Genomic DNA, 24502 nt, shown 5'->3' with positions numbered 1-24502 from the left:
GGTTGATTCGGCCGTGCGTGGCCCGGCGATCAGTGCGGTCATGGCGTGGCCGCCGCGTCCACATCATCGATGTCCCGATGCAGGATGCGGCGCACCTCCAGCACGGCCTGCGGCGATTCCTGCACGCTGTGTCCGGAGATGATGACCTTCTCCGACAGCGCCCCCGGCAGGTGCGCGCTCCAATACGGCACCAGCCCATCGTCGGATTTCTCCAACGGCAGTTCCGGTTTGCGCTGGGCGATGATCGAGTGGTACTTCAGGCCCGCTTCGATCGGCAGCTGTGCGGCCGCCTTCACGAACGGATCGCTGGCCTTGAGGTTGTCGATGCTGTTGGGAATCTTCGGCTTGGCGGTGCCGTCAACCTGCTGCTCGGCCTGCGCCAGCGCCAGGAACACATCCTCGAACTTGCCCAGGATGGTCAGCGGCAGGCGCACCAGGCGGCCGATCAGGCGGCCGACCCTGTTGCCGGCGATGTCGGTGCCCTGATGCGGGGCGGCGATGAAGATCGCCCGTTCCACATTCGGCTGCGCCTTGAAGTGCAGCAGCGGGCCCAGCTTGTTCTGCACCCGCTTCAGTCGTTCACCCTTCAGGTCATAGTTGGCCAGCAGGTCGTTCCACAGCACATCGCCCGAGTCGCTCACCAGCAGGCGGGCCAGCACGCCGCCCATGCTGTGACCGATGTAGACCATGTCCTTCGATGCGCGCGTGCTGCCATCCGGGTCGAAATGCTTCAGCGTGTCGTTGAATGCAGTAGCGATCTCATAGCGGTTCAGCGCGATCGGCGCGTTGGTCGGGTAATACACCTGCCACACCTGGAACTGCCGGCGCAGCTCGGGATCGCCCATGATCTCGTTGGCCAGGTTCACCCACGCTTCCGGGCTGCTGGCCAGGCCATGCAGCATGAAGATGATGCGGCGGTTCGGATCCCACGGCTGCATCAGGTAGATGTGCGGCTCACCGATACCCTCGCTCATGCCGAACAGCGTGCGCAGCGATTGCCGGGCGAAGCCACTCTGCGCCAGCCACAGGCCGTAGGCGGCAGTGAAGTTGCCGGCCAGCGGCACCTGCTCGCCGTGCAGGGTGATGCGCTCGGTCGCTTCGGGCGAATAGGCGTCCAGCTCGACCCGGCGGGTACGCATCACGTCCTCCAGCGTGCTGCCCTCGAAGCGCAGCAGCGCGGTGACGTTGATCGAGGACATCTCGCTGAACTCCGGCACCGCATCATCATGGCGATGGCGGCGACCACGACGCGCATCGCTGTCGTCGTCCTGCCCGCCGTCCGCCTTCGGGCCATCTGCGGAGACCGCCGGAGCAACCAGCTTCGGCGGGTCCATCACCATCACCAGCTCCGCACCGAAACCGTCGCGTCGATAGGTACTGCGCAGGCCGACGAAGCTGACCGTGCCAGCGGGTACCAGCTGCGCCGGAATGCTCTTCAGGGCCAGCTGCTGGTAGTTGGAGGCCAGCGACCAGCTGCCGACCGTGATCGGCTTCGTATAGTCCTCGCCGGCGAGCGCGGCGGCGCGCGCCCGCACGAACAGAACCACCGCGGCCTTCTCGGCTGCATAGTTGTAGTAGTCGCGCACCTGCGTCTGCCGGTCCTCGAACGCCCGATCGGACGGCGAACGGCCGCTGTAGAACAGGTAGGCGTAGGCATAGCGCGCCGCTTCCAGCCATGCGTCCAGTGCGGCATCGCTCATCGGTGGATCGCCCGCCGCCGTCTTCTTCGGGGTCAGCGCCAGCGCTGCCTTCACCCACAGCTCCGACAACGCGGACAGCCGCTGTTCGACGTTGAGATCGTCGGTCATCAACAGCGTGCTGCGACAGACCACGAAGTCCTTCTCGCACTGCGACTCATCCAGCCCGGCTGCACTCAGCGTTTCCCGGGCCGCCGGGCTGAGCTTGCCGGTGTTGAGCACATCGGCACGCTTGTTGACCAGCGAGTCACTGGATTTCACCTGCTTGACGGTGACCATCGCGCAGCCGCTGCCGGCCAGCAGCATGAAGATCGCCAGCGACGCCGGCAGCACGCGCTGCCAGCGGGAAAGTATGGACATGAGCATCACTGCGGGTCCTGCTCGGTGCCGGGCACGCCCTGGCGGATCACGGTGGAAAAGTTGCCGCCGTCACCCAGGTCCAGCGCGCGCTGGGTGATCCGGCCCTTGGCATGCAGCACTGCGTACGGCACCCCCGGCGTCAATGCCCCGACCTCCTGCGCGTACTCGGCCAGATAGCCGGACAGCAGCAGGCGGTAGTCCAGCGGCAACCGCGGCGCGATATGCCTGGCCAGATCGAAGACGATGGTGGTGCAGTTGCTGGTCAGCGTGTTGTAGAAGCCGGGCTTTGCATCCAGTTCGCGTGCCTGCGCGATGTAGGCAGCGAACAGTTCCTTCAACTGTGCGCGGTCCATGCCATGCAGGCGGTACAGATAGACATCCTCGCCACGCGCGTTGGTACGCGTGCGGATGATGTCGGTCTCTTCGGAGGCCACCAGGGTCATCTCGAACTTGCGGAAGAATCCCCCCAGTGCCGAGAACGATTCCCCGCGTTCCTTGCGGATCTCCAGCGAGAACACGACATGGCGGCCATCGTCGAAGCCGAACGAGATCAGCGTGTGGGCGATCGCCGGCCCCATCCAGTACGAAAGCACCAGGTCGGCCGAACGCAGCTGGTCCAGGTCGTACGTGCGGCGCACCCAGCGCGCGTCATAGTCGGTTTCGCTGCGCCAGGTGAAATCGCGCACGTTGTCCAGCACCACATGCCGCCCATCGAAGGAGACCACGTGCAGGCGTTGCGCTACATCATCGGCCCAGACGCGATCCTGGCGCGGGGTCAGCAGCATCCACCACCCCAGCGCCAGGGCCAGCGCCACGCCGAAGGCCATGCCGAGCCGTCGCGTGCCATGGCCACGGGCAACCCGCCAGGACGCCCACAGGGCGGACAGCACCCACAGTACCGCCACGGCCGACGCCAGCCAGCCCGGCCCCGGCAGCTGATAGAGCAGCAGGCCAGCCACCCACAGTGCCAGCAGTGCCATCACACTTCCTGTCATCCAACGTCCTGCGGCTTTCACTGGCGTCCTGTCGTGGTCCCGGGGGCGCATAGTTAGCCACAAGCGGGTTCGCCCTGGCATCTACGGCCCGTTCAGGCTGCTGGGTGCACCGTCTGCAACGCGGTTTTCCACATACCGTTCCCTCTTCCAGGAGCATCGATGGGCATTACCTCCGTGGCCGGTGTTGCGGTCCAACCCCAGCACAGCGCCCGCTGTCATTGCGGTACGGTCGAACTGCTGCTGGACCTGCCGGACGGCATCGTCGACCCGCGCCGCTGCGACTGTTCGATGTGCCGCCGCCGCGGCGCCATCGCCGCCAGCGTCGCCCTCGCAGGGCTGCAGGTGGTACGAGGGCGGGACCATCTGCGGCTGTACCAGTTCAACACGCATGTGGCCGAGCACTACTTCTGCGATGTGTGCGGCATCTACACCCACCACCGTCGGCGTTCGAACCCCGACCAGTACGGCTACAACGTCGCCTGCCTGGAGGGCATCGATCCCTTCGCGCTGGGCGTGATTCCGGTCAGCGATGGCGTGAACCATCCGGCCGACCGCCCGGCCTAGTGCCGGGTACGGCGTGTCGGCGCAGTGACCTTCTGCCAGGGCGCCATGCCGCTGCGGCCGGCCCGCGCGGGGCGTTTGCGCCAGGGCCGGCGTGGCGCGGGCTCCGCTTGAACGGGGCGCGGCGGAGGCGCGGGCCGGCGTGCAGTCCAGAGATGATCAAGCAGCCACATGGTCGGTCTCCGTGGGGGCGGGGACGATCAAGCGTGGACGCTGGCCTGCATAGCCGGCGTGAGGCATCGACGACACCACGATGACAGGCGGCGAAGCCCTGCGCGCGCACCACGCCGCAGCCGCATCGCGGACTGGGCGGCACCTCTTGACGCCTGCGCTACAGTGATAATTCCCCTCCTGCTGCAGGTGCCCCCGGATGCCTTCGTTCTCCGATGCCCAGGCTGCGGCCCGCTATCACGAGGGACCGCTGCGGCAGGTACCTGGATTCCTCGGTCTGCAACAGATGGCCCACCTGCTGCTGGCCGAGCACGTGCCCGAGCACGGCCACGTGCTGGTGCTCGGCGCCGGTGGCGGCCTCGAGCTGAAGGCCTTCGCTGACGCCCACCCATACTGGCGCATGCTCGGAGTCGATCCGGCCGGCCCGATGCTGGCGCTGGCCCGCGAAACGCTCGGCACACGGATGAACCACGTGGAGCTGCTGGAGGGCTACATCGAGGATGCCCCGGCCACGATCTTCGATGGCGCCAGCTGCCTGCTGACCCTGCACTTCCTCGATATCGACCAGCGCCGGCATACCCTGCGCGAACTGCGCAGGCGGCTGCGTCCGGGCGCGCCATTGGTGGTGGCCCACCACAGCATCCCGCAGGAGCCGGAGGCGAAGCTGCGCTGGTTGAGGCGCTATGCGGCCTTCGGCGAGGCTTCCGGCATTGCCCGTGCGGATGCACAGCGCGCGATCACCGCCATCGCCGAGCGCCTGCCGCTGCTGTCACCGGAGCAGGAGGTGGAGGTGCTGCAGGAGGCAGGCTTCAAGGACATCGAGCTGTTCTACGCCGGATTCACCTTCAAGGGCTGGGTCGCCTACGCGGCCTGATGAACCTGCAGAGCCGGCGCTCGCCCGGCCAAGCCCCGCACCTCGCACTTTTCCAGGGCCGCCCGGGAGAAGGGGCTCCCGTGCGTCGACCCGGAATGCACGTTATTGCATGTTCATGCACGAATATGCACACTTATCCCATGAACGCCGATTCCAGCCCCCTCCCCGCCGAACGTACCCGGCAGATCCTCGAGGAACTGCGCCAGCAGGGCCGCGTGATCGCTGCGGAACTGGCGCGTCGTTATGCGGTTTCCGAAGATTCGATCCGCCGCGACCTGCGTGAACTGGCCGCCCAAGGCCTGTGCCAGCGCGTGTACGGCGGCGCCGTGCTGCCGCCGCCGAAGGAGCGCCCGCTGCGCGAGCGCCTGACCCGCGATCGTGGCGACAAGGCCGAACTGGCCGCGCGCGTCTGTGCCCTGCTGCAACCTGGGCAGGTGGTGCTGCTCGATGCCGGTTCGACCAACCTGGCCATCGCCCAGCAGTTGCCGCCCGAACTGGCACTGACGGTGATTACCAACGCGCCGCAGATCGCCACCGCCGCCAGTGTGCATGAAGGCACTTCCGTGCAGCTGATCGGCGGCCGCCTGGCCAGCGGCGGCGGCGCGGTCGGTGCCGAAGCACTGGCCCAGGTGCAGCGCCTGCGCGCCGACGTGTACCTGCCCGGCCCGTGCGCGGTGGATGGCGACACTGGTGTGTGGGCGATGGATGCCGAAGAAGCCACCTTGAAGCGCGCCATGGTGGCCTGCAGCAGCCGCGTCATTGTCGCCGCCACCACCGAAAAACTCGGTGCCCGTGGCCACTGGCAGATCGCCGGCCTCGACGAGATCGACGACCTGGTGCTGACCACATCAGCCCCGCCCGCACTGGCAGCGCGCTTCCTCGCTGCCGGTATTGCGGTGCACCCCACCCCGCCCTGACCGAACCGCCCATGTCCGTTGCCTACCGCGCGCGTGCCGAACAGCACGCGACCCGCGCTGCATTCTTCATTCCCGGTTTCGCCACGGCACTGTGGGCGACGCTGGTACCGTTCGCCAAGGCACGCGCGGACCTCAACGACGCCACGCTCGGCGTGGTGCTGCTCTGCCTGGGTGCCGGTTCGCTGCTGGCGATGCCAGTGGCGGGCGTTCTGGCCGCGCGGCTGGGCTGCCGCCGGGTGATGGTGGCCAGTACGCTGTTGATCTGCCTCACCGTGCCGGGCCTGGCCCTGGCCGGTTCAGCGTGGCTGCTGGGCCTGGTGCTGTTCGTGTTCGGTGCCGCGGTAGGCGCGATGGACTGCACGATGAACGTGCAGGCCGTGGTGGTCGAGCGCGAAGCGCGACGTGTAATGATGTCCGGCTTCCACGCCTTCTTCAGCATCGGCGGCTTCCTGGGCGCGGCAATGATGACCGTGCTGCTGTCCCTGCAGCTGCCACCGCTGGCATCGGTGCTGATCGGCGTGGCCGCGATGCTGCTGGCGATGCTGCTGTCGGCGTCGTACTGGCACCGCGAGCGCATGCCGCACGACACCCCGATGCTGGCCATGCCGCACGGCATCGTGCTGTTCATCGGCGTGCTGGCCTTCGTCGCGTTCCTCGGCGAAGGCGCGATGCTGGACTGGAGCGCGGTCTTTCTCAGTGACGTGCGCAGCGTCGATGCGCGCATGGCTGGCATCGGCTATGTGATCTTCACCCTGACCATGACCGTGGCCCGCCTGCTCGGCGATGCACTGGTGGCGCGGGTGGGACGCGAACGCGCCATCGTGTTCGGTGGCCTGCTCGCGGCCAGTGGCGTGCTGGTGCTGACGCTTGTCACGCCCTGGCAGGTCTCACTGGCCGGTTATGTGCTGGTCGGCCTCGGCTGCGCCAACATCGCGCCGGCGCTGTTCTCGCTGGCCGGCCACCAGACCCGCATGCCCGGCGCGCTGGCGATCACCGCCGTGTCCACGCTGGGCTTTGCCGGCATTCTTGCCGGCCCGGCACTCATCGGCTTCGCCGCCAATCATTTCGGCCTGATCGCTGCATTCATCGGTGTGGCCATCGCGCTGCTGCTGGTGGCGGTGTCCACGCGCTGGCTGCGGGTGTAGCGCGCGGGATCAACGGCGCCGACGCTGGACCTTCATCCGCAATCGTCGATAACCGATCACCGTAGCCGTCGCGCACAGCGCGGTGCCGGCGGTGCTCAACAGCAGCAGCACGCCCAGCCGGGCCGTCTCCTGCCGCAGCATTGCCGGCAGGTCCCAGCTGTGCAGGAAGTAGAACAGCCAGCGCCCGACGCGCTCACGATGCCCCAGGGTCAGCAGTGGATCGCCGCTGCCCAGATCGAAGTAGACGCGCGTCGCCTCGGCATCACCGAAGTCCGCCACCGCCACCGGGAAGCGGCGCACCGCCGCACCGTTCATCGCCTCCGGCGCACGTGGATAGAAATAGGCATCCGCTGCATGCAGTAGTGCGAACCGATGCATCGGCGCGGCAGACATCGCCTGCGCCTTCTGCTGCAGCCATGCCACCGGCAGCAGCTGCATCATCCGGAGATGCCCTTCGTCTGCGGATACGATGCGCGTATCGCCCTGCCCGTCCAGCAACAGCGCGAACAGCTCACCGCCGATGCGCCGCCACTGGATCTCCACCGGCATGAACAGCCCATCATGGGCCGCAGCCAGCAGCGCTGCTGGTTCGCCCAGTGCACCATTCACTGCCACCGCATCGCCGCGATACTGCGCCGTGTCGATCGCCGCGCGCGCACTGCTGAACACGCCCAACGGATTCATCGACATCAGCCCGCTGAAGATCCAGGTGAACACGAACGCCGCAGCCGCCAGACCGATCAGATGATGCCAGCGCATCCACGGCTCGACGTACGGCGTCTTCGCACCGGAACGATAGTGGCCAGCGAAGCGCCAGCGCCACACCCCCACCACGATGCCGCTCACCGCCGCCACCGTGCACAGTGCTGACAGCACGATCACCACCCACGTCCACACCGGGTCCACCGACTGCATGCGCAGGAAGTACAGCCAGTGCAGCCAAGCGCCCACATAGTTCCAGCGCTGCTGCACATGCGGTGCATCCAGCACCACCTCGCCAGTGCGCGAAGACACATACAGGTCACCCGGCCGCGCACCGCCCACCTCGACCCGGTACAGCGGCCGATGCGCATCCAGCGCACGCGAATGCGTCCAGCGGTCCTCATCCACGCGCATCGCACCCACGAATGCCGGGCCGCCGGCAAACTGCGCCGCCGAAGCTTCGGCGCGCTGTGCCGATACCGGCAGCAGGACCTGCCCGGTACGCGCCGACCAGGCTCCCACGTGGCTGCCACTACGCACCACATAGGCGGGCTCGCCGCGCAGCGTGGTCAGCGCCACGCTTTCCGGCTCAGCCTGCACGGCCGCTGGCAACGCCGACAGTCCCAGCAGCCCATGCGCGTCTCCCAGCACCGGCAACGCCGCCAGCCGCTCGCCGGGCGTCAGCTTCGGGTAGCCGACGAACAGCATCACCATGCCGCTGACAAACCACAGCAGCATCAGCAGGCATCCGCCGATGCCCAGCCAGCGGTGCACCAGGTAGGTCCAGCGCTTGGCGGTGGATCGCAGCGACATGGTGTGCGTCCTCAGAAGCGATGGTCGAGCGTGAACTCGACGCGGCGGTCCGCACCCAGCAGCCACTGCGTGCTGGTGTAATACGCCGTCGCGTAGTACGCCTTGTCGAACACGTTGAACACACGGGCTGTCACCCGCGTGCGCGGTGCCGCCTGCCAGGTCAGCGCCAGATCGGTGGTGCTGTAGCCCGGCAGCTCCAGGGTGCTGGCGTTGTCGGCGTAACGCTTGCCGACGTAACGCGCACCGCCGGCCACGGTCCAGTCCGGCAGGAACTGCCAGCTCAGCCACACATTGGCCAGCCGCTCTGCCACGTTCGGCGGCACATTGCCATCGCGCGAGACCAGCACAGCCGGCGAACCGGTGGCTTCCAGGAAGTCCTCGAACTCGGCCTTCAGCACCGTCGCGTTGGCATCGAGCGTCCATTGCGGCGCGAAATTCCAGTTCAAGGACGCCTCGATTCCGCGCGAAGTCTGCGCGCCCACCTGCACCCGACGATCCGGGAGCAGCGGATCACGGCTGAGCAGCCCGGTCTTGCGGATCCGGTACGCCGCCAGCGTCCACTCGCCACCGTCGAAGGCCTGCTTCAGGCCGACTTCGACCTGACGCCCCTTGGCCAGGTCGAAGGCACCGTTGGCCGGGCTGATCATCAACAGGCCGCTGACCGGGTCGGCCGCCTGCGAATACTGCGCGTACAGGCTCAGCGTCGGCTGCAGCGCGACTACCGTGCCTGCTCGCCAGCCGGTGCTGCTGTAGGTCTTCGAGAATGCCTTCTGGCCGCTGATCAGATCGGTACGATCGATGCGCGCGCGGTCGTGGCGCAGCCCGCCCAGTACCGACCAGCGCTCGCTCAGGGCCAGCCGGTCTTCCACGAACAGTGCGTACTGCTCGGCACCGTTGCGGTAGCGCGGCAGATTCGGCGCATCGCTGGCGAACTGGCCCGGCACCGGATGGAACGGATCGACCGGACCGGAACTGCCGGCATAGGTATTGTTGGTGTGCTTGAAATGCGCACGGTTGGCATCCATCCCCAGCGCGAAACTGTTGGCAAGACCGCCCACCTCACCCTGCACGCGCAGCGTCGAGGTCAGCCCGGTCTGGTCCTGGTTGTGGGTGATCTCGGTATTGCCCGAGCGATCAATCAAGCCGGTAGCGCGGTTGTAGACATAGGCCTCGGCATTGCGCCAATCGCGCTGGCTGTCGATCTGGTAGAGGCGCGTGCGCCATTCCACGTTCGCATTCGGTGTCCACAGCGCATCAAGCTGGGTCCAGCGGTCGCGGTAGCGGATCTCGCTGTCGTCCACGTTGTAGTTGCGGTGGCGCAGCGCTTCCAGCTGGCGGCCCTCGACCAGCGGCGTGCCGAAGTAGCGCATCGGCTGCTGGTAGCCCTGCGCATGGGTGAGCGTCAGCTGCAGGTCGGTACGCGGCTGCCACAGCAATGCCCCGGAGAAAGTCGCGTCACTGTTGCGACCACGGTCCACCCAGCCGCCGCTGTAGTTGCCGCTCACATCCAGCCGGTAGGCCAGCTCGGGCGTCAGCGCGCCACCGCTGCCGAAGCCCAGGCGCGCGGTGTCCTCGCTGCCCACCGTCACACTGATCTCGTTCTCGACGGCACCGCGCGAAGGCTTCTTCGGCACGATGTTGATCACACCGCCGATCGCACCGTCGCCGTGGATCACCGAGGCCGGCCCGCGCAGCACTTCGATGCGCTCGATGGACCAGGTATCGAACGGGAACGTGATGCCGACGCCCCCGTACTGGCGCAGCCCGTCGTACAGGCGCATCACCGACGCCCCATCGGTGAAACCCCGGCTGGACAGTGCGCTGAGGCCATTGCCCGGATGCGGCATCGCGCTGATCGCACCCGCGCGGCTGATCGCATCGTTGAGGTTGGAGTCACCGCGCTGCTCCAGCTGGTCGCGGTCGATCACAGTGAGCGCCGCAGGTGTCTGCAGCACGTTCAGGCCCAGCGCGGAACCTGCGCCGGGGGTGGCCGACAGCGCACCGTGCCGGGTATCGACTACGCGTACGGTGTCCAGGGTGGTCGGGCCCGCCGCTTCGGCACGGGCAGGTGCAACAGGCAGGGCGCAGGCGCACAGCGCCGGCAGCGTCGCCCAACGCAGGGCAACGCGCTTCGGATGTCTTTTCATTTTTTCACGGCATGCAATGCCACCCCGCACTGCGGGGCAGCAGGAAGGAAAGCGCACGCGGTAGCGCCAGGCCATGCCTGGCGGCTTCTATCAGATTGAATGCACGGCCGCGTGCGCGGCTCAGCCCGCCAATGCCGCCGGTGGTCCCCGCGCCCCGAGGGTTCCCGGCAGGCGCGCGGGCACTGCCAGCACAGCGCCCAGCCGCGCCCGGCAGATCGGCGCCAAGGGCACCAGCAGCAGGAACGCCGCCACCAGCAGGGTGATCAACCGCGCCGCGATCAGGCAGTAATCGCAATCCACGCCCATTTCATGATCGGCGTGCGGATCGGCGGGCGGATTCTTCGCGGCCTCACCGTGCGGCGTCGCCATCGCATGATGGTCGTGATGGCCTTCCATCGTGTGCTGCGCATGCAGCGAATGATCCAACGCCGCCACCGGCGCCGCCGCTGCCACGCGGCCATGCGCCACCCAGCGGCTCACCAGCGGGGCAAGCAGCACCAGCAGCAGGGCGAGCCATGCCAGGGCCTGGAACCGGCGGTGGAATCGGGGGCGGTGCACCCGGGCATTCTACGGCGCGGCGCCGCAACCTTGGACCACGTTCAGGGTTTTGCCCCTGCGACAGGGTGACGCAGGTGCCTCACGTCGCGTACTGGGCAACGCCATGCCCGAACGACCAGTTCTCCTTCTTCACTTCCACCAGATTGATGAACACGTCCTCGCGGCGGATGCCCACTGCCGCATGCAGGCCGTCAGCGATGCCCGCGTACAGCGCCTTCTTCTGCTCCAGGGTACGGCCCTCGTTCCAGGTGATCTGGATGCAGATGAAATCGTCGGAGCGCTGCACACCCAGGTAGCTGGGGTCGTAGACCAGGGTGGCGGCGTCGTGCTCCTGGAAGATCTGGAAGCGGTCGTTCTCCGGCACGCCGACAGCGCGCATGGCCTGGTAGATGGCCTCGCCGACGCGCTGCAGGTAGTCGGCGGATTGGCCTTTGCGGAGATCGATGCGGGCGAGCGGCATGGTGGGGCTCCCGGGTGGAGGGGTCATTGTGCTGAGACTACGCCTGCCCGGGGCGGTGGGACGGCGCAGGGATGTAACCCTCTGCCTTCATCCATGACATGGTCACTCGCCTACTGCGCGGGTTGACGTAATTGCCGTGGCGGCGCCTCGCCAGAGTCGTCATGTCCACGGTCGAAGGGGGCGGCGGATTGCGCCATTAGAGACGAGCTTCGCAGCGAGTGGGTGCTGCAGGGCACAGAACTGGAAACGCTTGGTGCGCCTGCGTGCAGTTGAGAACTTTCCTTACGGACCGCTGTGATTGTGGGCCGGATGATCTCCATGCCGAGGCGCGTTGCCCTGGCCGGGATTGGCGTCTCGAATAAACGAACGAACTTCCACCGCTGCGGTTCACGCCTCAGCAGAGAGAATCCACCGATTGCCTTCAATGGCGGCCGGTGCGTGGGGATCGACAGATCCGCCAGGCCTTCCTCTCGGTGGAAGTTCGTTTGCCTTGGTACGCCAACCCGCACCGTCCGCCACCTTCGCTTCGGAAGGTGGCCCCACGCCAGTGAGGGTTTCGCCATGACCAACCGCACCGCTGTCCATCCCCGCCTGCACGCCCTGATCGGCGACATCGCCGCCGACGTGCCCGAGGACCTCGCACGCGAGATCGAGTGCGCCTTGCACGAACAGAGTCTGCCCGTGCAGTCGCCTGCCTTCTTCACGTACCTCAATGCCATCAGCCGCGCCGACGGCGATGACGGGCAACCGTGCAGCAGCCTCACTCTGGGCGCCAGCAATCACGCCTCGCTGCGCCGCTCGCTGTCCGGACTCAGTGCATTGCTCGATCTGCTGCAGGCGGGCGATCGAGCGCGCGCCGAGGGTGGCCCGGACCAGCAGTTGGGTGCCTTCCACACTGATGGACTTATCGTGGCCGCACGACAGCTGGTGCGCGAGGCGAATCATTGCCTCTCCGGCGCTGACTGACCGGCCCGGATGCCCTCCCGCTACAATCGCGCAGGGAACGCAGGAGGCCGCAATGGACGCCGAACACTTGGAGTACTTCAAGGCCGCACTGGAAGGCCGCGCAACCGTGGGTTGGAACGTATGGTTTGCCGCCAACCAGCACGCGCTGGCCCAACAGCTGAGCCGCCCTGCACTGCTGCGGTTGAAGTTCAGAAAACTGGATGAAGCCGAGTGCCTGCTCGCCGACGCCGGCATCGTACCTCGCAGTACGGCGGGCAAACGCTACGAAATGTACTGCGCCCAGTTCTCGGCGGACGTGGTGGACGCGAACGGTCGCCCGCTGCCGGCCATCTGGCGCGCAGCGCACGGCGGTGCCATCGGCCTGCTGGCCGAGGGTGAGCAGGAGGCCGGCCAGGCGAAGTTGCTGGCGGAGTTTCGCCGCACCCGCAAGCGCGGGCTTCAACAGGCCCACGAATGGCTGGCCGATCTGTGCTTTGAAGGCGAGATGGAACTGACCAGCGGCAATGCCGAGGTCGGCCGCAATCTGCTGGCGGTTGTAGTGCAGGCCGGCAGCGGCCACGACCTGTTGGATGCGACGGCGATGATCGCGCGGGAGCTGCTGGACCAGCACGGCTGATGGCAGCCGCAGCAGCGACGCTAGCACGCATCATCAGACAACAAAAAAGCCCCCATTGCTGGAGGCTTTTTTCGTTCTGCAACATGGTGGGCGGTACAGGGATCGAACCTGTGACCCTTGCCGTGTGAAGGCAATGCTCTACCGCTGAGCTAACCGCCCGGTGTGTTGCTGAGCCGCTCATTATAGGAACTTTTCAGAGGCCGTCAACAGTTTTCACATCCGTCTTCACGTGCGTTTTCGAGGCGTGCCGCCGGGCGTGGCCCGGCGCTGCCTCACATCGTGTGGGTGGGCTTGTCCGAGCTGGTCAGGCCGGCCAGCTGGGTCTCGATCTTGTGCCGCACGCCCTCGCCTTCGGCGCCGTCGGCCAGCTGCACGCCGATGCCCGCGGTACGGTTGCCCTGCGCCCCTGCCGGGGTCACCCAGATCACCTTGCCGGCCACCGGCAGGCGCTCGCTGGAATCGGGCAGGGTCAGCAGCAGGAACACCTCGTCGCCGAGGAAGTAGCGCTTGGGCGTGGGCACGAAGATGCCGCCATTCTTCACGAACGGCATGTACGCGCTGTACAGCGCGGCTTTGTCCTTCACGGCCAGGGACAGGATGCCCTGGCGGGCGTTGCTGGCACTCATCGATTTCCCCTTGCGGCAGGCCGCTCGTTCACCTTGTTCCAGGCCAGCAGCAACTCGACCACCGCAAGGTCTGCACGCACCGTGGTGCGCAGCAGGTCGCGGGTGCGGTTGGCAGCGTCGAACCAGGCTGCCAGCTTGTGCAATCGCTCCGGCGCGGTCAAGGCGTCCGTGCTGGCCTGGGCCAGCGCCAGGTCGGCGGCGAAGCGCAGGCGCAGCGCCGCGTTGTCATCACCGCACCATTTCTGCGCCAGCTCCACCGCGCCGGTCCTGCCGGTGGCCAGCTGCTCCAGGTCGCGGGCCACCTCACGGCGCAGGCTCAGCCCGTCCTCGCGCAGCCAGTTGTCGGCCTGGCCGGGATGGCCGCGCGCGGCGTCCAGCGCTTCGCGTGCGGAGGCGTCGCTGTGGCCCTGCTGCTGCAACCAGGCCAGCGCTTCCTCGTGCGGCGGCAGCTTGAACTCCAGGCGCTGGCACCGGCTGCGGATGGTCTGCGGCAGGCGTGCCGGGTCGCTGCTGATCAGCCACAGGTAGCGGCCGGGCTGCGGTTCTTCCAGCGTCTTGAGCAGTGCATTGGCCGCGGAGCGGTTGATCGCATCGGCCGGATCGACGATCACCACCTGGGCCACACCGTACTGCGGGGTCAATGCCAGTTTGTCGGTGATCTCGCGCACCTGCTCGATGACGATCTCGGTACGCAGCTTGTCGCCGCTCTTGTTCGGAATGAAGCTCACCAGCTGCAGGTCCGGGTGGGTACCGGCAGCGATCAGGTGGCGGGTGCGCGTGGCGTGCGCGGCATCGCCCTGCGCCAGCACGTGGTCGGCCAGCGCCAGTGCAACATCGCGCTTGCCCAGCCCGGCCGGGCCGCAGATCAACAGGCCATGCCCCAGCCGGCCCGCGTCGAGCGCGGCCACGGTCTGATCGAATGCGCGCTGCTGCCAGGGCGAGAAGGTGCTCATGCGCCCTTTCCTTCCTGCAGCCAGCGCTCGACCTGCGCGATCACGTCGGCGGCCACGCGTTCCTGCACCTGGCCCGCGTCGATCACGGCGAAGCGCTGTGGGTCCTGCTGGGCGCGGCTGCGGAACACTTCACGCACGCGCTGGAAGAAATCGTCCTGCTCGCTCTCGATGCGGTCCGGCCACAGGTCGCGGCCATTGGCGCGCGCACGACCGACCGCCACGTCCACATCCAGCAGCAGGGTCAGGCCCGGCAACAAGCCAACGGCACGGCGCTCCAGCTCGGCAATCCACTGCGGGTCCAGGCCACGGCCCCCTCCCTGGTAGGCGTAGCTGGAATCGGTGAAGCGATCACTCAGCACGTAGGCACCGCGCTGCAGGGCCGGCTGGATCACCTCCCGCACGTGCTGCGCGCGGGCGGCGAACACCAGCAGCAGTTCGGCCTCGGCACTGAGCGGCTCGGCGGCGATCTCGGCATCGGGCTTCAGTATCAGGCTGCGGATGCGCTCGGCCAGCGGCGTGCCGCCCGGTTCACGCGTCAACACGACCTCATGGCCATGCTGGCGCAGGCACGCGCGGATGGCATTGATCGCAGTGGTCTTGCCGGCGCCTTCGCCGCCTTCCAGGCTGACGAAACGCGGGTGGCGTAGCAGCGCGGGACTCATTGCGCCGGGGTCTCCTGGGTGCGTTGCTGGCGCAGCTGCTGCAGGTAGCGCGCTACCGCAGCGTTGTGCTGGTCCAGGCTGGACGAGAACACGTGCGCGCCACTGCCATCGCCAACGGCGACGAAATACAGTGCATCCCCCGCTGCCGGCTGTGCCGCGGCCATCAGCGCGTCGCGGCTGGGCATGGCGATGGGGGTCGGGGTCAGGCCCGCACGGGTATAGGTGTTGTAAGGCGTATCGGTGGTCAGGTCGCGGCGGCGGATGTTGCCGTCATAGGCCGCGCCGATGCCATAGATCACGGTGGGATCGGTCTGCAGGCGCATGCCGATCTGCAGGCGGCGCATGAACACGCCGGCAATCTGCGGGCGCTCGCTGGCCAGCGCGGTTTCCTTCTCGATGATCGATGCCAGCGTCAGCAGCTCGTACGGCGTGTTGATCGGGAGGTCCGGTGCACGGCTCTGCCAGGCCTCGTCCAGCGCCTTTTCCATCGCCGCATGCGCACGCTTGAGCACATCCACGTCGCTGTCACCGCGCTGGTAGATGTAGGTCTCCGGCAGGAACCGGCCTTCCGGATGCTGGCCGCCGAAGCCCAGGCGCTGCATCAGTGCCGCATCATCAAGATCATCGGTGGTGTGCAGCAGTGGATCGGCACGCTTCAGCGCCGCGCGCAGCTGGCGGATGTTCCAGCCTTCGATGATGGTGACGCGGTGCTGCAGCACCTTGCCGGCGCGCATGCGCAGCAGCAGCTCGCGCGGGGTCAGCTGGCTGTCCAGCGCGTACTCACCCACCTTCAGCTTGCCGGCAGCGTCGAGCTGGCGTGCCAGCAGCTGCCACTGTGCGTCCTGGCCTTCGTCCACGCCCGCCTCGCGCAGCTTGCGCAGCACGGTGTTCAGGCCATCGCCGCTGGCGATCACCACGGTCTCTGCGGAGGGGGAGATCCGGGCATCGGCGAACTGGGTCTGCTTGTAGAAGAACCACGCACCCGCGCCGGCCACGACCGCGACCAGCACCACCAGCAGCGTTACCACGAACAGACACCCGCGCTTGGCTCCCGCCATGGATTACCTCAGAACTCGATTCCGTCGTGCAGGATACCGTGCCGGTGGTGTGGGGTCATGGCCGGGGTGGCACTCAACCCCGCTTCGCTCGCCGGGCATGGCCCGGCGGTGATGCATCGGTAGCGCCGGGCCATGCCCGGCGGGGGTCGATCGCCTACCCTTGCTGGCCCAGGGCGCGCAGCAGGCCACGCGCTTTGGCGCGGGTCTCGTCCAGCTCCTTGTCCGGGTCCGAATCGACCACGATGCCGGCACCGGTGCGGAAACTGACCTCGTGGCCGTCCACCTCGGCGGTACGGATCAGGATGTTCAGGTCCAGGTCGCCATCGCGGTTCAGCCAGCCGAACGCCCCGGTATAGGCACCGCGCGGCACCTGCTCCAGCTCGCTGATGATCTGCATGCAGCGCACCTTCGGGCAGCCGGTGATGGTGCCGCCGGGGAACGTTGCGGCGATCACTTCGCCGGGGGTGACCTCCGGGCGCAGATGGCCGCTGACGTTGCTGACGATGTGGTGCACATGGGCGTAGCTCTCCACCGTCATCAGTTCATCAACCACCACGGTGCCGGGCAGGCAGATGCGGCCCAGATCGTTGCGTTCGAGGTCGATCAGCATCACGTGCTCGGCGCGCTCCTTCGGGTGCCCGACCAGCTCCTGGATGCGCGCGGCATCATCGTCACCCTCGAAACGCGGGCGCGTGCCCGCGATCGGCCGGGTCTGCGCGTGGCCGGCATGCACCGATACCAGCCGCTCCGGCGAGGAGCTGACCACGTGCCGCCCAAACGCACTGAACAGGCCGGCAAACGGTGCGGGGTTGGCGCGGCGCAGCTGTGCGTACAGGGCCTGCGGGCTGACCGGCGTGGCGAACTGCGCGCTCCAGCGCCGCGACAGGTTCACCTGGAACACATCGCCGGCGCGCAGGTAGTCGATCACCCGGCGCACGCCGTCGGTGAAGCGCTGCGGCGCGTCTTCGCCGACCGACTGCGGCGGCTGCCAGCCCTGCCCCGCCTCCGGCAGCGCCTGCGCGGCCAGCGCCACCAGCGAGTCCAGCAGCGCCTGCTCGCCCGCTTCGGCGATGACGAAGCTGGCGTGGTTCTGGTGATCGTGCAGCACGGCCGCCGGGCAGCGCAGCGCCAGTGCCGTCGGCCGGCCATCATCGCGCGCACGCGCCGGCAGCACCGGCTCGATCTGGCTGGCCACTTCGTAGTCGAGCATCAAGGCCCAGCCGCCGCGGAACGGCAGGCTGTGACTGCCATCGTGCGGCAGCCGTGCCTGCTGCCAGGCGCGGTCCAGCGCCTGCAGGAAACTGCCGGGCTGCACCGCATCCTGCTGGTCGCGCACGCAACCATCGGCATCCAGGCGCAGCGTGTCGCCCTGTGCGGCCAACAGCAGGCTCCAGCGCCCCTGCGCGGTGCCGGAAGCGGTGGACTCCATCAGCAGCGGGAAACGTTCCGGCGCCTGCTGCTGCAGGGCCAGCAGATCGATCGGATGCGGCAGCGGGTGGATCAGCGGGGCGTGGGTCATGGTGGCCTGCAGGGGAATTCAGATACACGGAAGCCGCCTTGCGGCGGCTTCCTCGTGCGTGGAGCACGTCCGGTCGAGCACGGCCCGACGCGACAACCCGGTCAGACGCGCTTGAAGATCAGCGTGCCGTTGGTGCCGCCGAAGCCGAAGCCATTGGACATCACCACGTCGACCTTGGCCTGGCGCGCTTCATTGGGGACGTAGTCCAGGTCACAGCCTTCGCCCGGCTCCTGCAGGTTGATGGTCGGCGGGATGACGTTGTCCTGCAGCGCCATCACCGAGAAGATCGCCTCCACACCGCCGGCAGCGCCGAGCAGGTGGCCGGTCATCGACTTGGTGGAGCTGACCATCATCTTGTAGGCGTGGTCGCCGAAGGCCGTCTTCATCGCCATGGTTTCGCCCAGGTCGCCCAGCGGCGTGGAGGTGCCATGTGCGTTGAGGTAACCCACCTGTTCCGGATTCAGGCCAGCGTCCTTCAACGCCATGGTCATGCAGCGGGCAGCGCCTTCGCCGTTCTCGCTCGGCGCGGTCATGTGGTACGCGTCGGAGCTGGCGCCGAAGCCGGCCAGCTCGCAATAGATCTTCGCGCCACGGGCCTTGGCGTGCTCGTACTCTTCCAGGATCAGGATGCCGGCACCGTCGCCCAGCACGAAGCCGTCGCGATCCTTGTCCCAGGGGCGCGAGGCCTGTTCCGGTGCGTCGTTGCGGGTGGACATGGCCTTCATCGCGCAGAAGCCGCCCACGGCGGTCGGCGAGGAGCCGCGCTCGGCGCCGCCCACCACCATCACGTCCGCATCGCCGTACTGGATCATGCGCATGGCGGTGCCGATCGAGTGGTTCGAGGTGGCGCAGGCCGAAACCGCCGAGAACGACGGGCCCTTCAGGCCGGTGATGATGCTCAGCTGGCCCGGCAGCATGTTGATGATGGTCTTGGGCACGTAGAAGGGCGAGATCTTCTTGCCCTCGTGGAATTCGATGGTCTGCTCTTCGATGCCGAGCAGGCCGCCGATGCCGGCGCCGACGATGGCGCCGATGCGCTCGGCATTGGCGTCGGTGATCTCCAGGCCCGAATCATGCAGGGCCATGAACGAGGCACCGAGGCCGTAATGGATGAACGGGTCCATCTTCTTGGCATCCTTGCCGCTGACCCGGTACTTGCCGAACAGTGCATTGTCGGCGGTGATGTCGAAGCCCTTGACCTCACCTGCAATCTTGGTGGTGAACCGTTCCAGGTAGGAATCGGCGACGTTGGTCAGCGGACCGATGCCCGAACGACCATGGGTGATGCCTTCCCAGCTGCTGGCCAGATCATTGCCCAACGGCGAGACGATACCCAGGCCGGTTACGACGACGCGACGCTTCATTGCTGATTCTCCTGACCCGAAGATGCTTTCGGGCAACGCGGTTTGCTTCGGTGTGATGCGCAAACACACGGGGCCGCAACAGCGGCCCCATGGGGTGCGGTGCGCGCCGGGCGGATGCCCGCACGCGCACTGCCGTCTGACATCAGGCCTTGACGTGGGCCTTGATGTAGTCGATGGCGGCCTGCACGGTGCTGATCTTCTCGGCTTCTTCGTCCGGGATTTCGCACTCGAATTCTTCTTCCAGCGCCATCACCAGCTCGACGGTGTCCAGCGAGTCAGCGCCCAGGTCATCGACGAACGATGCGCTGGTGGTGACTTCTTCTTCCTTGACGCCAAGCTGTTCGACGACGATTTTCTTGACGCGTTCTTCGATGGTGCTCATGGGATCTCGCTCCAGATGGAGTTGTGGTTCAAAAGTGGTCGCCATCAAGGGCGATGGCCGTGGGATAGTGTAGTGGAAACCGGCGCGCCCTTGCATTGCAGCAAAAATCCACGCAGATCAACCACTTGCGGCGCAATCCGTGCGCCCCTTGCTTACGGCATGTACATGCCGCCGTTCACATGGAGGGTTTCGCCGGTGATGTAGCCGGCAGCCGGGCTGGCCAGGAAGGCCACCGCATGGGCGATGTCTTCCGGCGAACCCAGGCGTTCGAGGGCGATGTCGTTGATCAGCGCGGTGCGCGCTTCTTCCGGCAGTGCCTTGGTCATGTCGGTGTCGATGAAGCCCGGCGCGACCACGTTGACGGTGACGCCACGCGAGCCGATCTCCTTGGCCAACGACTTGCTGAAGCCGATGATGCCGGCCTTGGCGGCCGCGTAGTTGGCCTGGCCGGCATTGCCGGTCACGCCCACCACCGAGGCGATGTTGATGATGCGGCCCTTGCGTGCCTTCATCATGCCGCGCATGACCGCCTTGCTGGTGCGGAACACGCTGGTCAGGTTGGTGTCGATGATCGAGGCCCAGTCATCGTCCTTCATGCGCATCAGCAGATTGTCGCGGGTGATGCCGGCGTTGTTGACCAGGATCGAGATCGGGCCGAATTCCTTGGCGATGCCATCCAGCACGCTGTCCAGTGCGGCGGCATCGGTGACGTTCAGCGCGCGGCCGTGACCACCGTGGGCCGCCAGGCGCTCGCCGATCGCAGCAGCGCCGGACTCGGTGGTGGCGGTGCCGATGACGGTGGCGCCCTGGGCGGCCAGCAGATCGGCAATGGCGGCACCGATGCCACGGCTGGCGCCGGTGACCAGTGCGATTTCACCCTGCAGGGGCTTGCTCATGATGGTTTCCTCAGACGGGGGCAGCCGCCCCACCCGCGCCGCGTGCAGCGGCCACTGGCAGAGTCGGCAGGAACAGGGGCGATCAGGCCGACCATGCCTCGCGGGCGCTTTCAAAGTCGCCCGGGGTGGCCAGCGAACGGCCGTCGATGGCCTTGTCGATGCGCTTGACCAGGCCGGTCAGCACCTTGCCCGGGCCACATTCGGCAACCTGGGTGATGCCACGGGCGGCCAGGGCCTGCACGCAACCGGTCCACTGCACCGGCTGGTACAGCTGCTGGACCAGCGCGGTGCGGATGGCATCCACGCCCTCGTGCACCTGGGCATCGACGTTCTGTACCACCGGCAGCTGCGGAGCCTGCCAGGACAGCCCGGCCATCACTTCGGCCAGACGGTTGGCGGCCTCGCGCATCAACGGGGTATGCGAGGGCACGCTGACGGCCAGCTTCACTGCCTTGCGCACGCCCTTTTCGGCCAGCAACGCCAGCGCGCGGTCGACTGCTGCCGCATCGCCACCGATCACGATCTGGCCGGGCGAGTTGAAGTTGGCCGGTACCACCACCTGGCTGCCCGCTGCTTCGGCGCAGACGTCCAGCACCAGCTGGTCTTCGGCGCCGAGCACGGCGGCCATGGCGCCCACGCCGGCCGGAGCCGCGTCCTGCATCAGCTGGCCGCGCAGGCGCACCAGGTGCGCACCGTCATGCAGGCTCAGCGCGCCAGCGGCGACCAGCGCCGTGTACTCGCCCAGGCTGTGGCCGGCCAGCACCGACGGGCGCGGACCACCCACGGCGTTCCAGGCGCGCCACACGCCGATGCTCGCCGCCAGCAGGGCCGGCTGCGTGTATTCGGTACGGTTGAGCATTTCCTCCGGGCCACCCTGGGACAGCGCCCACAGGTCGACGCCGGCACCATCGGATGCCTCGGTGAAGGCCTCACGCACCTGCGGGTGCAGCTCGGCCAGCTCGGCCACCATGCCCACAGACTGCGAGCCCTGGCCGGGGAAGACAAAAGCGAGGGTGGATACGGTCACGCGGTCATCCGCTTGTTGCAATCGAAGCGGGCCATGATAAGGGTGAATCCGCCGTGTCGTCTGTACGTGCGCGTATGCAGGGCGTATGGAGCGCGCCGGCAATGCCGGGCCGGCGAACGGTTGCGGCAGCGCCAAGCCATGCCCGGTGAACGGCTCCGGTAGCGCCGGGCCATGCCCGGCGGATGCAATCAGCAGAACAACTGCAGAATGTCCAGCTCGCCATCGGCAAAGAAGTCCATGCACAGCCCGACCACCATCAGCACCCCCATGGTGGTGGCGCCGTGCGCGATGAAGATCGAATGGGCCAGCGTGCGCGCCGAGCGTCCGAGCTTCATGCAGACCCGGGCCAGGCGCTGCAGGCGGCCGCTCACAGCGTGCACGTGCTCGCGTACCGGCGCCTGCACGGTGCCGATCGCCTCGGCCATCATCGCCTGCAGGCAGTCGGGCCGGTCGGCGTAGTACTTGGCCACGCCATAGCCGAACATCAGCCAGTCGCGCGCCTGGGCTTCGGCCAGATCCATCACTTCCAGCGGATCTTCCTCGAAGTCGATGAAACCGACCCGCTCACCATCCCAGGTGAGGTTGCGCGGCAGCGGCTGGCCGAAATAGGCGCCACGGCTGTGTGCTTCGGCAAGTGCCCGCATTGCGGCCATCACCAGCCGGTCCCGCCCGGCGTCATCGGCCTCGCGCAGGCAGGTGTTGAACGAGCTGCCGTTGTCACCGATCACCAGCGCGGCATGGCCGCTGCCGATCACGTCGGGCACGTTCACCCCTTGTGCCTGCAGTTCACCCAGGCGGCGGGCCTCGACCTCGCGTGCGGCGTCACCGCCCCGGTGCGGTGGCGGACGCAGCGCGTCCAGCTGGAACCGGTGGGCGACGAAGTTGAGCAGACCCAGGGCCATGGCCCGGCTTCCCTTGCCGTACTGCTTCAGCCAGGCGCGCTGCCCGTCGATGACGATGGGCTCAACCATGACAGGACCTCCTTAAACGCGTTACGGCCCCGGAGGGCCGCAACGACAGACTTCACGTTGTCGTAACTTGCACTATCAATAGCGCAACAGGGCCGAACCCCACGTGAAGCCGCCACCAAAGGCCTCCAGCAGCAACAGCTGACCGCGCTCGACGCGGCCCGAGCGGACCGCGGCGTCCAGCGCCAGCGGCACCGAGCCGGACGAGGTGTTGCCATGCTGATCGACGGTGACTACGACCTGGTCCATCGACATTTCCAGCCGCTTGGCGGTGGCTTCGATGATGCGCAGGTTGGCCTGGTGCGGGATCAGCCAGTCCAGGTCCGACTTGTCCAGGCCATTGGCAGCCAGGGTCTCGTCCACGACCGAGTCCAGCGCCTTGACGGCGTACTTGAACACGTCGTTGCCCTTCATGTTGATGGTGCCGCCGCCATTGGCGCCGTCCTTGAAACCGGCCGAAACGCCGACCGGATTCCACAGCAGTTCCTTCTTGCTGCCATCAGAGTGCAGATGCGTGCTGAGGATGCCGGTTTCCTCGTCGGCCTTGAGCACGACGGCGCCAGCACCATCACCGAACAGCACGCAGGTGGTGCGGTCGTTCCAGTCGACGATGCGGGTCAGGGTTTCCGCGCCGATCACCAGCACGTGCCTGCAGTCGCCGGAACGGATGAACTTGTCGGCCACGCTCAGCGCGAACACGAAGCCCGAGCAGGCCGCGTTGACGTCGAAGGCGGGGCAACCGGCCACACCGAGCTTGGCCTGGATGAGGCACGCGGTGGACGGGAAAATCAGATCAGGCGTGGTCGTGCCGACCACGATCATGTCGAGCTGGGAAGCGTCGATGCCCGCCGCTTCAAGCGCACGCAGCGCAGCCTCGTAGCCGAGATCGCTGGTGGTCTCGCCTTCGGCCGCAATGTGCCGCTCACGAATACCGGTGCGCGTCTGGATCCACTCGTCCGAGGTTTCGACCATTTTTTCCAGGTCGGCGTTGGTCAGGACTTTTTCCGGCAAATAGCTGCCGGTGCCCGCGATCCTCGAGTAGATCCGCTTGCTCATCATGTTTCCTGTTGCGCGGGCCGCCGATCACCGGCACGCCCGGGGAAAGAAGGCAAAGGCCGCTGCCCGTCGGGCAGCGGCCTTCCCGGCACATCAATCTTCTTCGACGGCCGAGGTCTTGGTCTGGATGACCTTCTTGCCACGGTAGAAACCGTCGGCAGTGATGTGGTGACGCAGATGCACTTCACCGGTGGTCGGGTCGGTCGACAGCTGCTTGGCGCTCAGGGCGTCATGCGAACGACGCTGGCCGCGACGGGACGGGGTAACACGGGATTTCTGGACAGCCATGGGATTGCTCCAAACTCGGTTCGTTTTGCTTCGTCGTTTCGTCGCACAGGACGCCAGCGCCCAGCACACTTTTCGCTTTCGCCGCAGCCGCCGACGACAACCGGCTGCTATTGTTTCTTCAACGCCGCCAACGCCGCGAACGGGTTGGCCTTCTTCGTTTCTTCTTCGCTCGGTGCCCAGTCCTTGTCGACTGCTTCACCGTCGGGTGACAGCGGTACCACCGGCACCGCCAGCACCAGTTCGTCCTCGACCAGGTCCAGCGGACGCAGCTGGCCATCTTCCGGCACCAGCAACGCCTCGTACTCCTCCGGCAGGGACGATTCCTCGTCCTCGTCGCGGATCAGGCCAAGCCTCTGGGTCACCTTCACCGGCAACAGGAATCGCTGCATGCTGCGCTGACAGGTCAGCGGCAGCGCGGTGTCGATGGTCAGTTCCACATAGGATACCCGCAAGACGTCGTCGCGACCGAACTCAAGCGAGTACACGCACTCGCCGTCGGTATCTGCGACCAACCCCTGCAGGCGGGTCAATTCAGCCAGGGACACCTGACCGTCGAAGCGCCTTCGCGCTACAACCATCCGCCAGGCATCCAGCGTTTCGGGCACGTTCGCGGACATAAGCCGCTGAATACTAAGGATCCGGGCGGCGGCTGTCAAATGCCCGCCACATGAGGCTTGCCGCTGGCAGTCAGGCCGGGCCAGACTGCCGCACCCTGCCCCGG

Annotated in this window: 25 protein-coding genes and 1 tRNA gene; 6 read left to right on the top strand and 20 right to left on the bottom strand. The window is 67.1% G+C overall.

Annotated features, from left to right (window positions below; translation table 11 throughout):
- Positions 1-38 precede the first annotated feature (38 nt).
- Positions 39-2063: an esterase/lipase family protein gene (locus tag ACX9OW_RS19675; RefSeq protein WP_346475771.1), complete on the bottom strand. Its 2025-nt coding sequence runs from the start codon at positions 2061-2063 to the stop codon at positions 39-41.
- Positions 2063-3037, bottom strand: a complete 975-nt coding sequence (locus ACX9OW_RS19670) for an Lnb N-terminal periplasmic domain-containing protein (RefSeq protein ID WP_053519243.1) — start codon at positions 3035-3037, stop codon at positions 2063-2065. Before ACX9OW_RS19670 ends, ACX9OW_RS19675 begins: the two co-directional genes overlap by 1 nt.
- Positions 3038-3211: 174 nt before the next feature.
- Here ACX9OW_RS19670 and ACX9OW_RS19665 point away from each other — a divergent pair, with 174 nt between their 5' ends.
- The 4 genes from ACX9OW_RS19665 to ACX9OW_RS19650 all read left to right on the top strand — a co-directional run bounded on the left by ACX9OW_RS19665 (position 3212) and on the right by ACX9OW_RS19650 (position 6720).
- Complete coding sequence (locus tag ACX9OW_RS19665) at positions 3212-3616, top strand: GFA family protein (RefSeq protein WP_053519241.1); 405 nt, start codon at positions 3212-3214, stop codon at positions 3614-3616.
- A 367-nt stretch (positions 3617-3983) separates the two neighbouring features.
- Entirely contained in the window at positions 3984-4658 is a 675-nt protein-coding gene (locus tag ACX9OW_RS19660) for a methyltransferase domain-containing protein (protein WP_459062718.1), read from the top strand.
- A gap of 140 nt (positions 4659-4798) precedes the next feature.
- Positions 4799-5575, top strand: a complete 777-nt coding sequence (locus ACX9OW_RS19655) for a DeoR/GlpR family DNA-binding transcription regulator (protein WP_065175969.1) — start codon at positions 4799-4801, stop codon at positions 5573-5575.
- 11 nt (positions 5576-5586) lie between these two features.
- Positions 5587-6720 (top strand): MFS transporter, encoded by a 1134-nt coding sequence (locus tag ACX9OW_RS19650; protein WP_197572159.1) that lies wholly within the window; start codon positions 5587-5589, stop codon positions 6718-6720.
- A 9-nt stretch (positions 6721-6729) separates the two neighbouring features.
- On the opposite strand, the gene ACX9OW_RS19645 is transcribed toward ACX9OW_RS19650, so the two are convergent.
- The 4 genes from ACX9OW_RS19645 to ACX9OW_RS19630 form a co-directional block, all read right to left on the bottom strand.
- Complete coding sequence (locus ACX9OW_RS19645; RefSeq protein ID WP_459062717.1) at positions 6730-8235, bottom strand: PepSY domain-containing protein; 1506 nt, start codon at positions 8233-8235, stop codon at positions 6730-6732.
- Between the two features lie 11 nt (positions 8236-8246).
- Positions 8247-10382: a TonB-dependent receptor gene (locus tag ACX9OW_RS19640; protein ID WP_459062716.1), complete on the bottom strand. Its 2136-nt coding sequence runs from the start codon at positions 10380-10382 to the stop codon at positions 8247-8249.
- 120 nt (positions 10383-10502) lie between these two features.
- Positions 10503-10889 (bottom strand): DUF2946 family protein, encoded by a 387-nt coding sequence (locus ACX9OW_RS19635; RefSeq protein WP_459062764.1) that lies wholly within the window; start codon positions 10887-10889, stop codon positions 10503-10505.
- Positions 10890-11019: 130 nt separating this feature from the next.
- The gene (locus tag ACX9OW_RS19630; protein WP_053519221.1) at positions 11020-11400 is read right to left on the bottom strand and encodes a tautomerase family protein; all 381 of its coding nucleotides are present in this window, start codon (positions 11398-11400) and stop codon (positions 11020-11022) included.
- A gap of 561 nt (positions 11401-11961) precedes the next feature.
- On the opposite strand from ACX9OW_RS19630, the gene ACX9OW_RS19625 reads away from it, so the two are divergent.
- The gene (locus ACX9OW_RS19625) at positions 11962-12366 is read left to right on the top strand and encodes a hypothetical protein (RefSeq protein ID WP_065182452.1); all 405 of its coding nucleotides are present in this window, start codon (positions 11962-11964) and stop codon (positions 12364-12366) included.
- 52 nt (positions 12367-12418) lie between these two features.
- Positions 12419-12982 carry a hypothetical protein gene (locus ACX9OW_RS19620; protein ID WP_459062715.1) on the top strand — a complete coding sequence of 188 codons (564 nt, stop codon included), beginning with the start codon at positions 12419-12421 and terminating at the stop codon, positions 12980-12982.
- An 84-nt stretch (positions 12983-13066) separates the two neighbouring features.
- Here ACX9OW_RS19620 and ACX9OW_RS19615 read toward each other — a convergent pair.
- The 14 genes from ACX9OW_RS19615 to ACX9OW_RS19550 all read right to left on the bottom strand — a co-directional run bounded on the left by ACX9OW_RS19615 (position 13067) and on the right by ACX9OW_RS19550 (position 24398).
- A tRNA-Val gene (locus ACX9OW_RS19615) sits at positions 13067-13141 on the bottom strand.
- A gap of 113 nt (positions 13142-13254) precedes the next feature.
- A complete protein-coding gene (locus ACX9OW_RS19610) occupies positions 13255-13608 on the bottom strand; it encodes a PilZ domain-containing protein (protein WP_053520428.1) in 354 nt (117 codons plus the stop codon).
- Positions 13605-14561, bottom strand: coding sequence for a DNA polymerase III subunit delta' (locus ACX9OW_RS19605; RefSeq protein WP_074900379.1), 957 nt, complete (start codon positions 14559-14561; stop codon positions 13605-13607). Before ACX9OW_RS19605 ends, ACX9OW_RS19610 begins: the two co-directional genes overlap by 4 nt.
- The gene (gene tmk / locus ACX9OW_RS19600; protein WP_065182455.1) at positions 14558-15223 is read right to left on the bottom strand and encodes a dTMP kinase; all 666 of its coding nucleotides are present in this window, start codon (positions 15221-15223) and stop codon (positions 14558-14560) included. The genes ACX9OW_RS19605 and tmk overlap by 4 nt, the downstream gene beginning before the upstream one ends.
- Positions 15220-16281, bottom strand: coding sequence for an endolytic transglycosylase MltG (gene mltG / locus ACX9OW_RS19595; protein ID WP_065175958.1), 1062 nt, complete (start codon positions 16279-16281; stop codon positions 15220-15222). Before mltG ends, tmk begins: the two co-directional genes overlap by 4 nt.
- Positions 16282-16435: 154 nt before the next feature.
- Positions 16436-17800 (bottom strand): aminodeoxychorismate synthase component I, encoded by a 1365-nt coding sequence (locus tag ACX9OW_RS19590; protein WP_459062714.1) that lies wholly within the window; start codon positions 17798-17800, stop codon positions 16436-16438.
- 101 nt (positions 17801-17901) lie between these two features.
- On the bottom strand, positions 17902-19164 hold the full coding sequence (fabF, locus tag ACX9OW_RS19585; protein WP_053519103.1) for a beta-ketoacyl-ACP synthase II: 1263 nt from the start codon (positions 19162-19164) through the stop codon (positions 17902-17904).
- Positions 19165-19306: 142 nt separating this feature from the next.
- Positions 19307-19546 (bottom strand): acyl carrier protein, encoded by a 240-nt coding sequence (acpP, locus tag ACX9OW_RS19580; RefSeq protein WP_053519101.1) that lies wholly within the window; start codon positions 19544-19546, stop codon positions 19307-19309.
- Between the two features lie 152 nt (positions 19547-19698).
- Entirely contained in the window at positions 19699-20442 is a 744-nt protein-coding gene (gene fabG, locus ACX9OW_RS19575; RefSeq protein WP_053519099.1) for a 3-oxoacyl-ACP reductase FabG, read from the bottom strand.
- Between the two features lie 82 nt (positions 20443-20524).
- On the bottom strand, positions 20525-21469 hold the full coding sequence (gene fabD, locus ACX9OW_RS19570) for an ACP S-malonyltransferase (protein ID WP_459062713.1): 945 nt from the start codon (positions 21467-21469) through the stop codon (positions 20525-20527).
- A gap of 188 nt (positions 21470-21657) precedes the next feature.
- On the bottom strand, positions 21658-22440 hold the full coding sequence (locus ACX9OW_RS19565) for a BUD32 family EKC/KEOPS complex subunit (RefSeq protein WP_053519095.1): 783 nt from the start codon (positions 22438-22440) through the stop codon (positions 21658-21660).
- Positions 22441-22515: 75 nt separating this feature from the next.
- Positions 22516-23493, bottom strand: coding sequence for a beta-ketoacyl-ACP synthase III (locus ACX9OW_RS19560; RefSeq protein WP_459062712.1), 978 nt, complete (start codon positions 23491-23493; stop codon positions 22516-22518).
- A 93-nt stretch (positions 23494-23586) separates the two neighbouring features.
- On the bottom strand, positions 23587-23781 hold the full coding sequence (gene rpmF / locus ACX9OW_RS19555) for a 50S ribosomal protein L32 (RefSeq protein WP_005408308.1): 195 nt from the start codon (positions 23779-23781) through the stop codon (positions 23587-23589).
- A 107-nt stretch (positions 23782-23888) separates the two neighbouring features.
- On the bottom strand, positions 23889-24398 hold the full coding sequence (locus tag ACX9OW_RS19550; RefSeq protein ID WP_049404889.1) for a YceD family protein: 510 nt from the start codon (positions 24396-24398) through the stop codon (positions 23889-23891).
- Positions 24399-24502 lie beyond the last annotated feature (104 nt).

Source organism: Stenotrophomonas genospecies 5, assembly GCF_054473825.1.
Note: the sequence above shows the minus strand (reverse complement) of the source record. Positions and strands in the feature narration are given on the sequence as shown.

What these genes read in the sequence shown, in the direction of transcription:
- mltG (WP_065175958.1), bottom strand. Translation starts at nt 16,281, where the DNA reads ATGGCGGGAGCCAAGCGCGGGTGTCTGTTCGTGGTAACGCTGCTGGTG.
- ACX9OW_RS19650 (WP_197572159.1), top strand. Translation starts at nt 5,587, where the DNA reads ATGTCCGTTGCCTACCGCGCGCGTGCCGAACAGCACGCGACCCGCGCT.
- ACX9OW_RS19675 (WP_346475771.1), bottom strand. Translation starts at nt 2,063, where the DNA reads ATGCTCATGTCCATACTTTCCCGCTGGCAGCGCGTGCTGCCGGCGTCG.
- ACX9OW_RS19565 (WP_053519095.1), bottom strand. Translation starts at nt 22,440, where the DNA reads ATGGTTGAGCCCATCGTCATCGACGGGCAGCGCGCCTGGCTGAAGCAG.
- ACX9OW_RS19605 (WP_074900379.1), bottom strand. Translation starts at nt 14,561, where the DNA reads ATGAGCACCTTCTCGCCCTGGCAGCAGCGCGCATTCGATCAGACCGTG.
- ACX9OW_RS19660 (WP_459062718.1), top strand. Translation starts at nt 3,984, where the DNA reads ATGCCTTCGTTCTCCGATGCCCAGGCTGCGGCCCGCTATCACGAGGGA.
- fabG (WP_053519099.1), bottom strand. Translation starts at nt 20,442, where the DNA reads ATGAGCAAGCCCCTGCAGGGTGAAATCGCACTGGTCACCGGCGCCAGC.
- ACX9OW_RS19655 (WP_065175969.1), top strand. Translation starts at nt 4,799, where the DNA reads ATGAACGCCGATTCCAGCCCCCTCCCCGCCGAACGTACCCGGCAGATC.
- ACX9OW_RS19665 (WP_053519241.1), top strand. Translation starts at nt 3,212, where the DNA reads ATGGGCATTACCTCCGTGGCCGGTGTTGCGGTCCAACCCCAGCACAGC.
- ACX9OW_RS19550 (WP_049404889.1), bottom strand. Translation starts at nt 24,398, where the DNA reads ATGTCCGCGAACGTGCCCGAAACGCTGGATGCCTGGCGGATGGTTGTA.
- ACX9OW_RS19560 (WP_459062712.1), bottom strand. Translation starts at nt 23,493, where the DNA reads ATGAGCAAGCGGATCTACTCGAGGATCGCGGGCACCGGCAGCTATTTG.
- fabF (WP_053519103.1), bottom strand. Translation starts at nt 19,164, where the DNA reads ATGAAGCGTCGCGTCGTCGTAACCGGCCTGGGTATCGTCTCGCCGTTG.
- ACX9OW_RS19620 (WP_459062715.1), top strand. Translation starts at nt 12,419, where the DNA reads ATGGACGCCGAACACTTGGAGTACTTCAAGGCCGCACTGGAAGGCCGC.
- ACX9OW_RS19625 (WP_065182452.1), top strand. Translation starts at nt 11,962, where the DNA reads ATGACCAACCGCACCGCTGTCCATCCCCGCCTGCACGCCCTGATCGGC.
- rpmF (WP_005408308.1), bottom strand. Translation starts at nt 23,781, where the DNA reads ATGGCTGTCCAGAAATCCCGTGTTACCCCGTCCCGTCGCGGCCAGCGT.
- ACX9OW_RS19590 (WP_459062714.1), bottom strand. Translation starts at nt 17,800, where the DNA reads ATGACCCACGCCCCGCTGATCCACCCGCTGCCGCATCCGATCGATCTG.
- tmk (WP_065182455.1), bottom strand. Translation starts at nt 15,223, where the DNA reads ATGAGTCCCGCGCTGCTACGCCACCCGCGTTTCGTCAGCCTGGAAGGC.
- ACX9OW_RS19610 (WP_053520428.1), bottom strand. Translation starts at nt 13,608, where the DNA reads ATGAGTGCCAGCAACGCCCGCCAGGGCATCCTGTCCCTGGCCGTGAAG.
- ACX9OW_RS19640 (WP_459062716.1), bottom strand. Translation starts at nt 10,382, where the DNA reads ATGAAAAGACATCCGAAGCGCGTTGCCCTGCGTTGGGCGACGCTGCCG.
- ACX9OW_RS19670 (WP_053519243.1), bottom strand. Translation starts at nt 3,037, where the DNA reads ATGGCACTGCTGGCACTGTGGGTGGCTGGCCTGCTGCTCTATCAGCTG.
- ACX9OW_RS19630 (WP_053519221.1), bottom strand. Translation starts at nt 11,400, where the DNA reads ATGCCGCTCGCCCGCATCGATCTCCGCAAAGGCCAATCCGCCGACTAC.
- acpP (WP_053519101.1), bottom strand. Translation starts at nt 19,546, where the DNA reads ATGAGCACCATCGAAGAACGCGTCAAGAAAATCGTCGTCGAACAGCTT.
- ACX9OW_RS19645 (WP_459062717.1), bottom strand. Translation starts at nt 8,235, where the DNA reads ATGTCGCTGCGATCCACCGCCAAGCGCTGGACCTACCTGGTGCACCGC.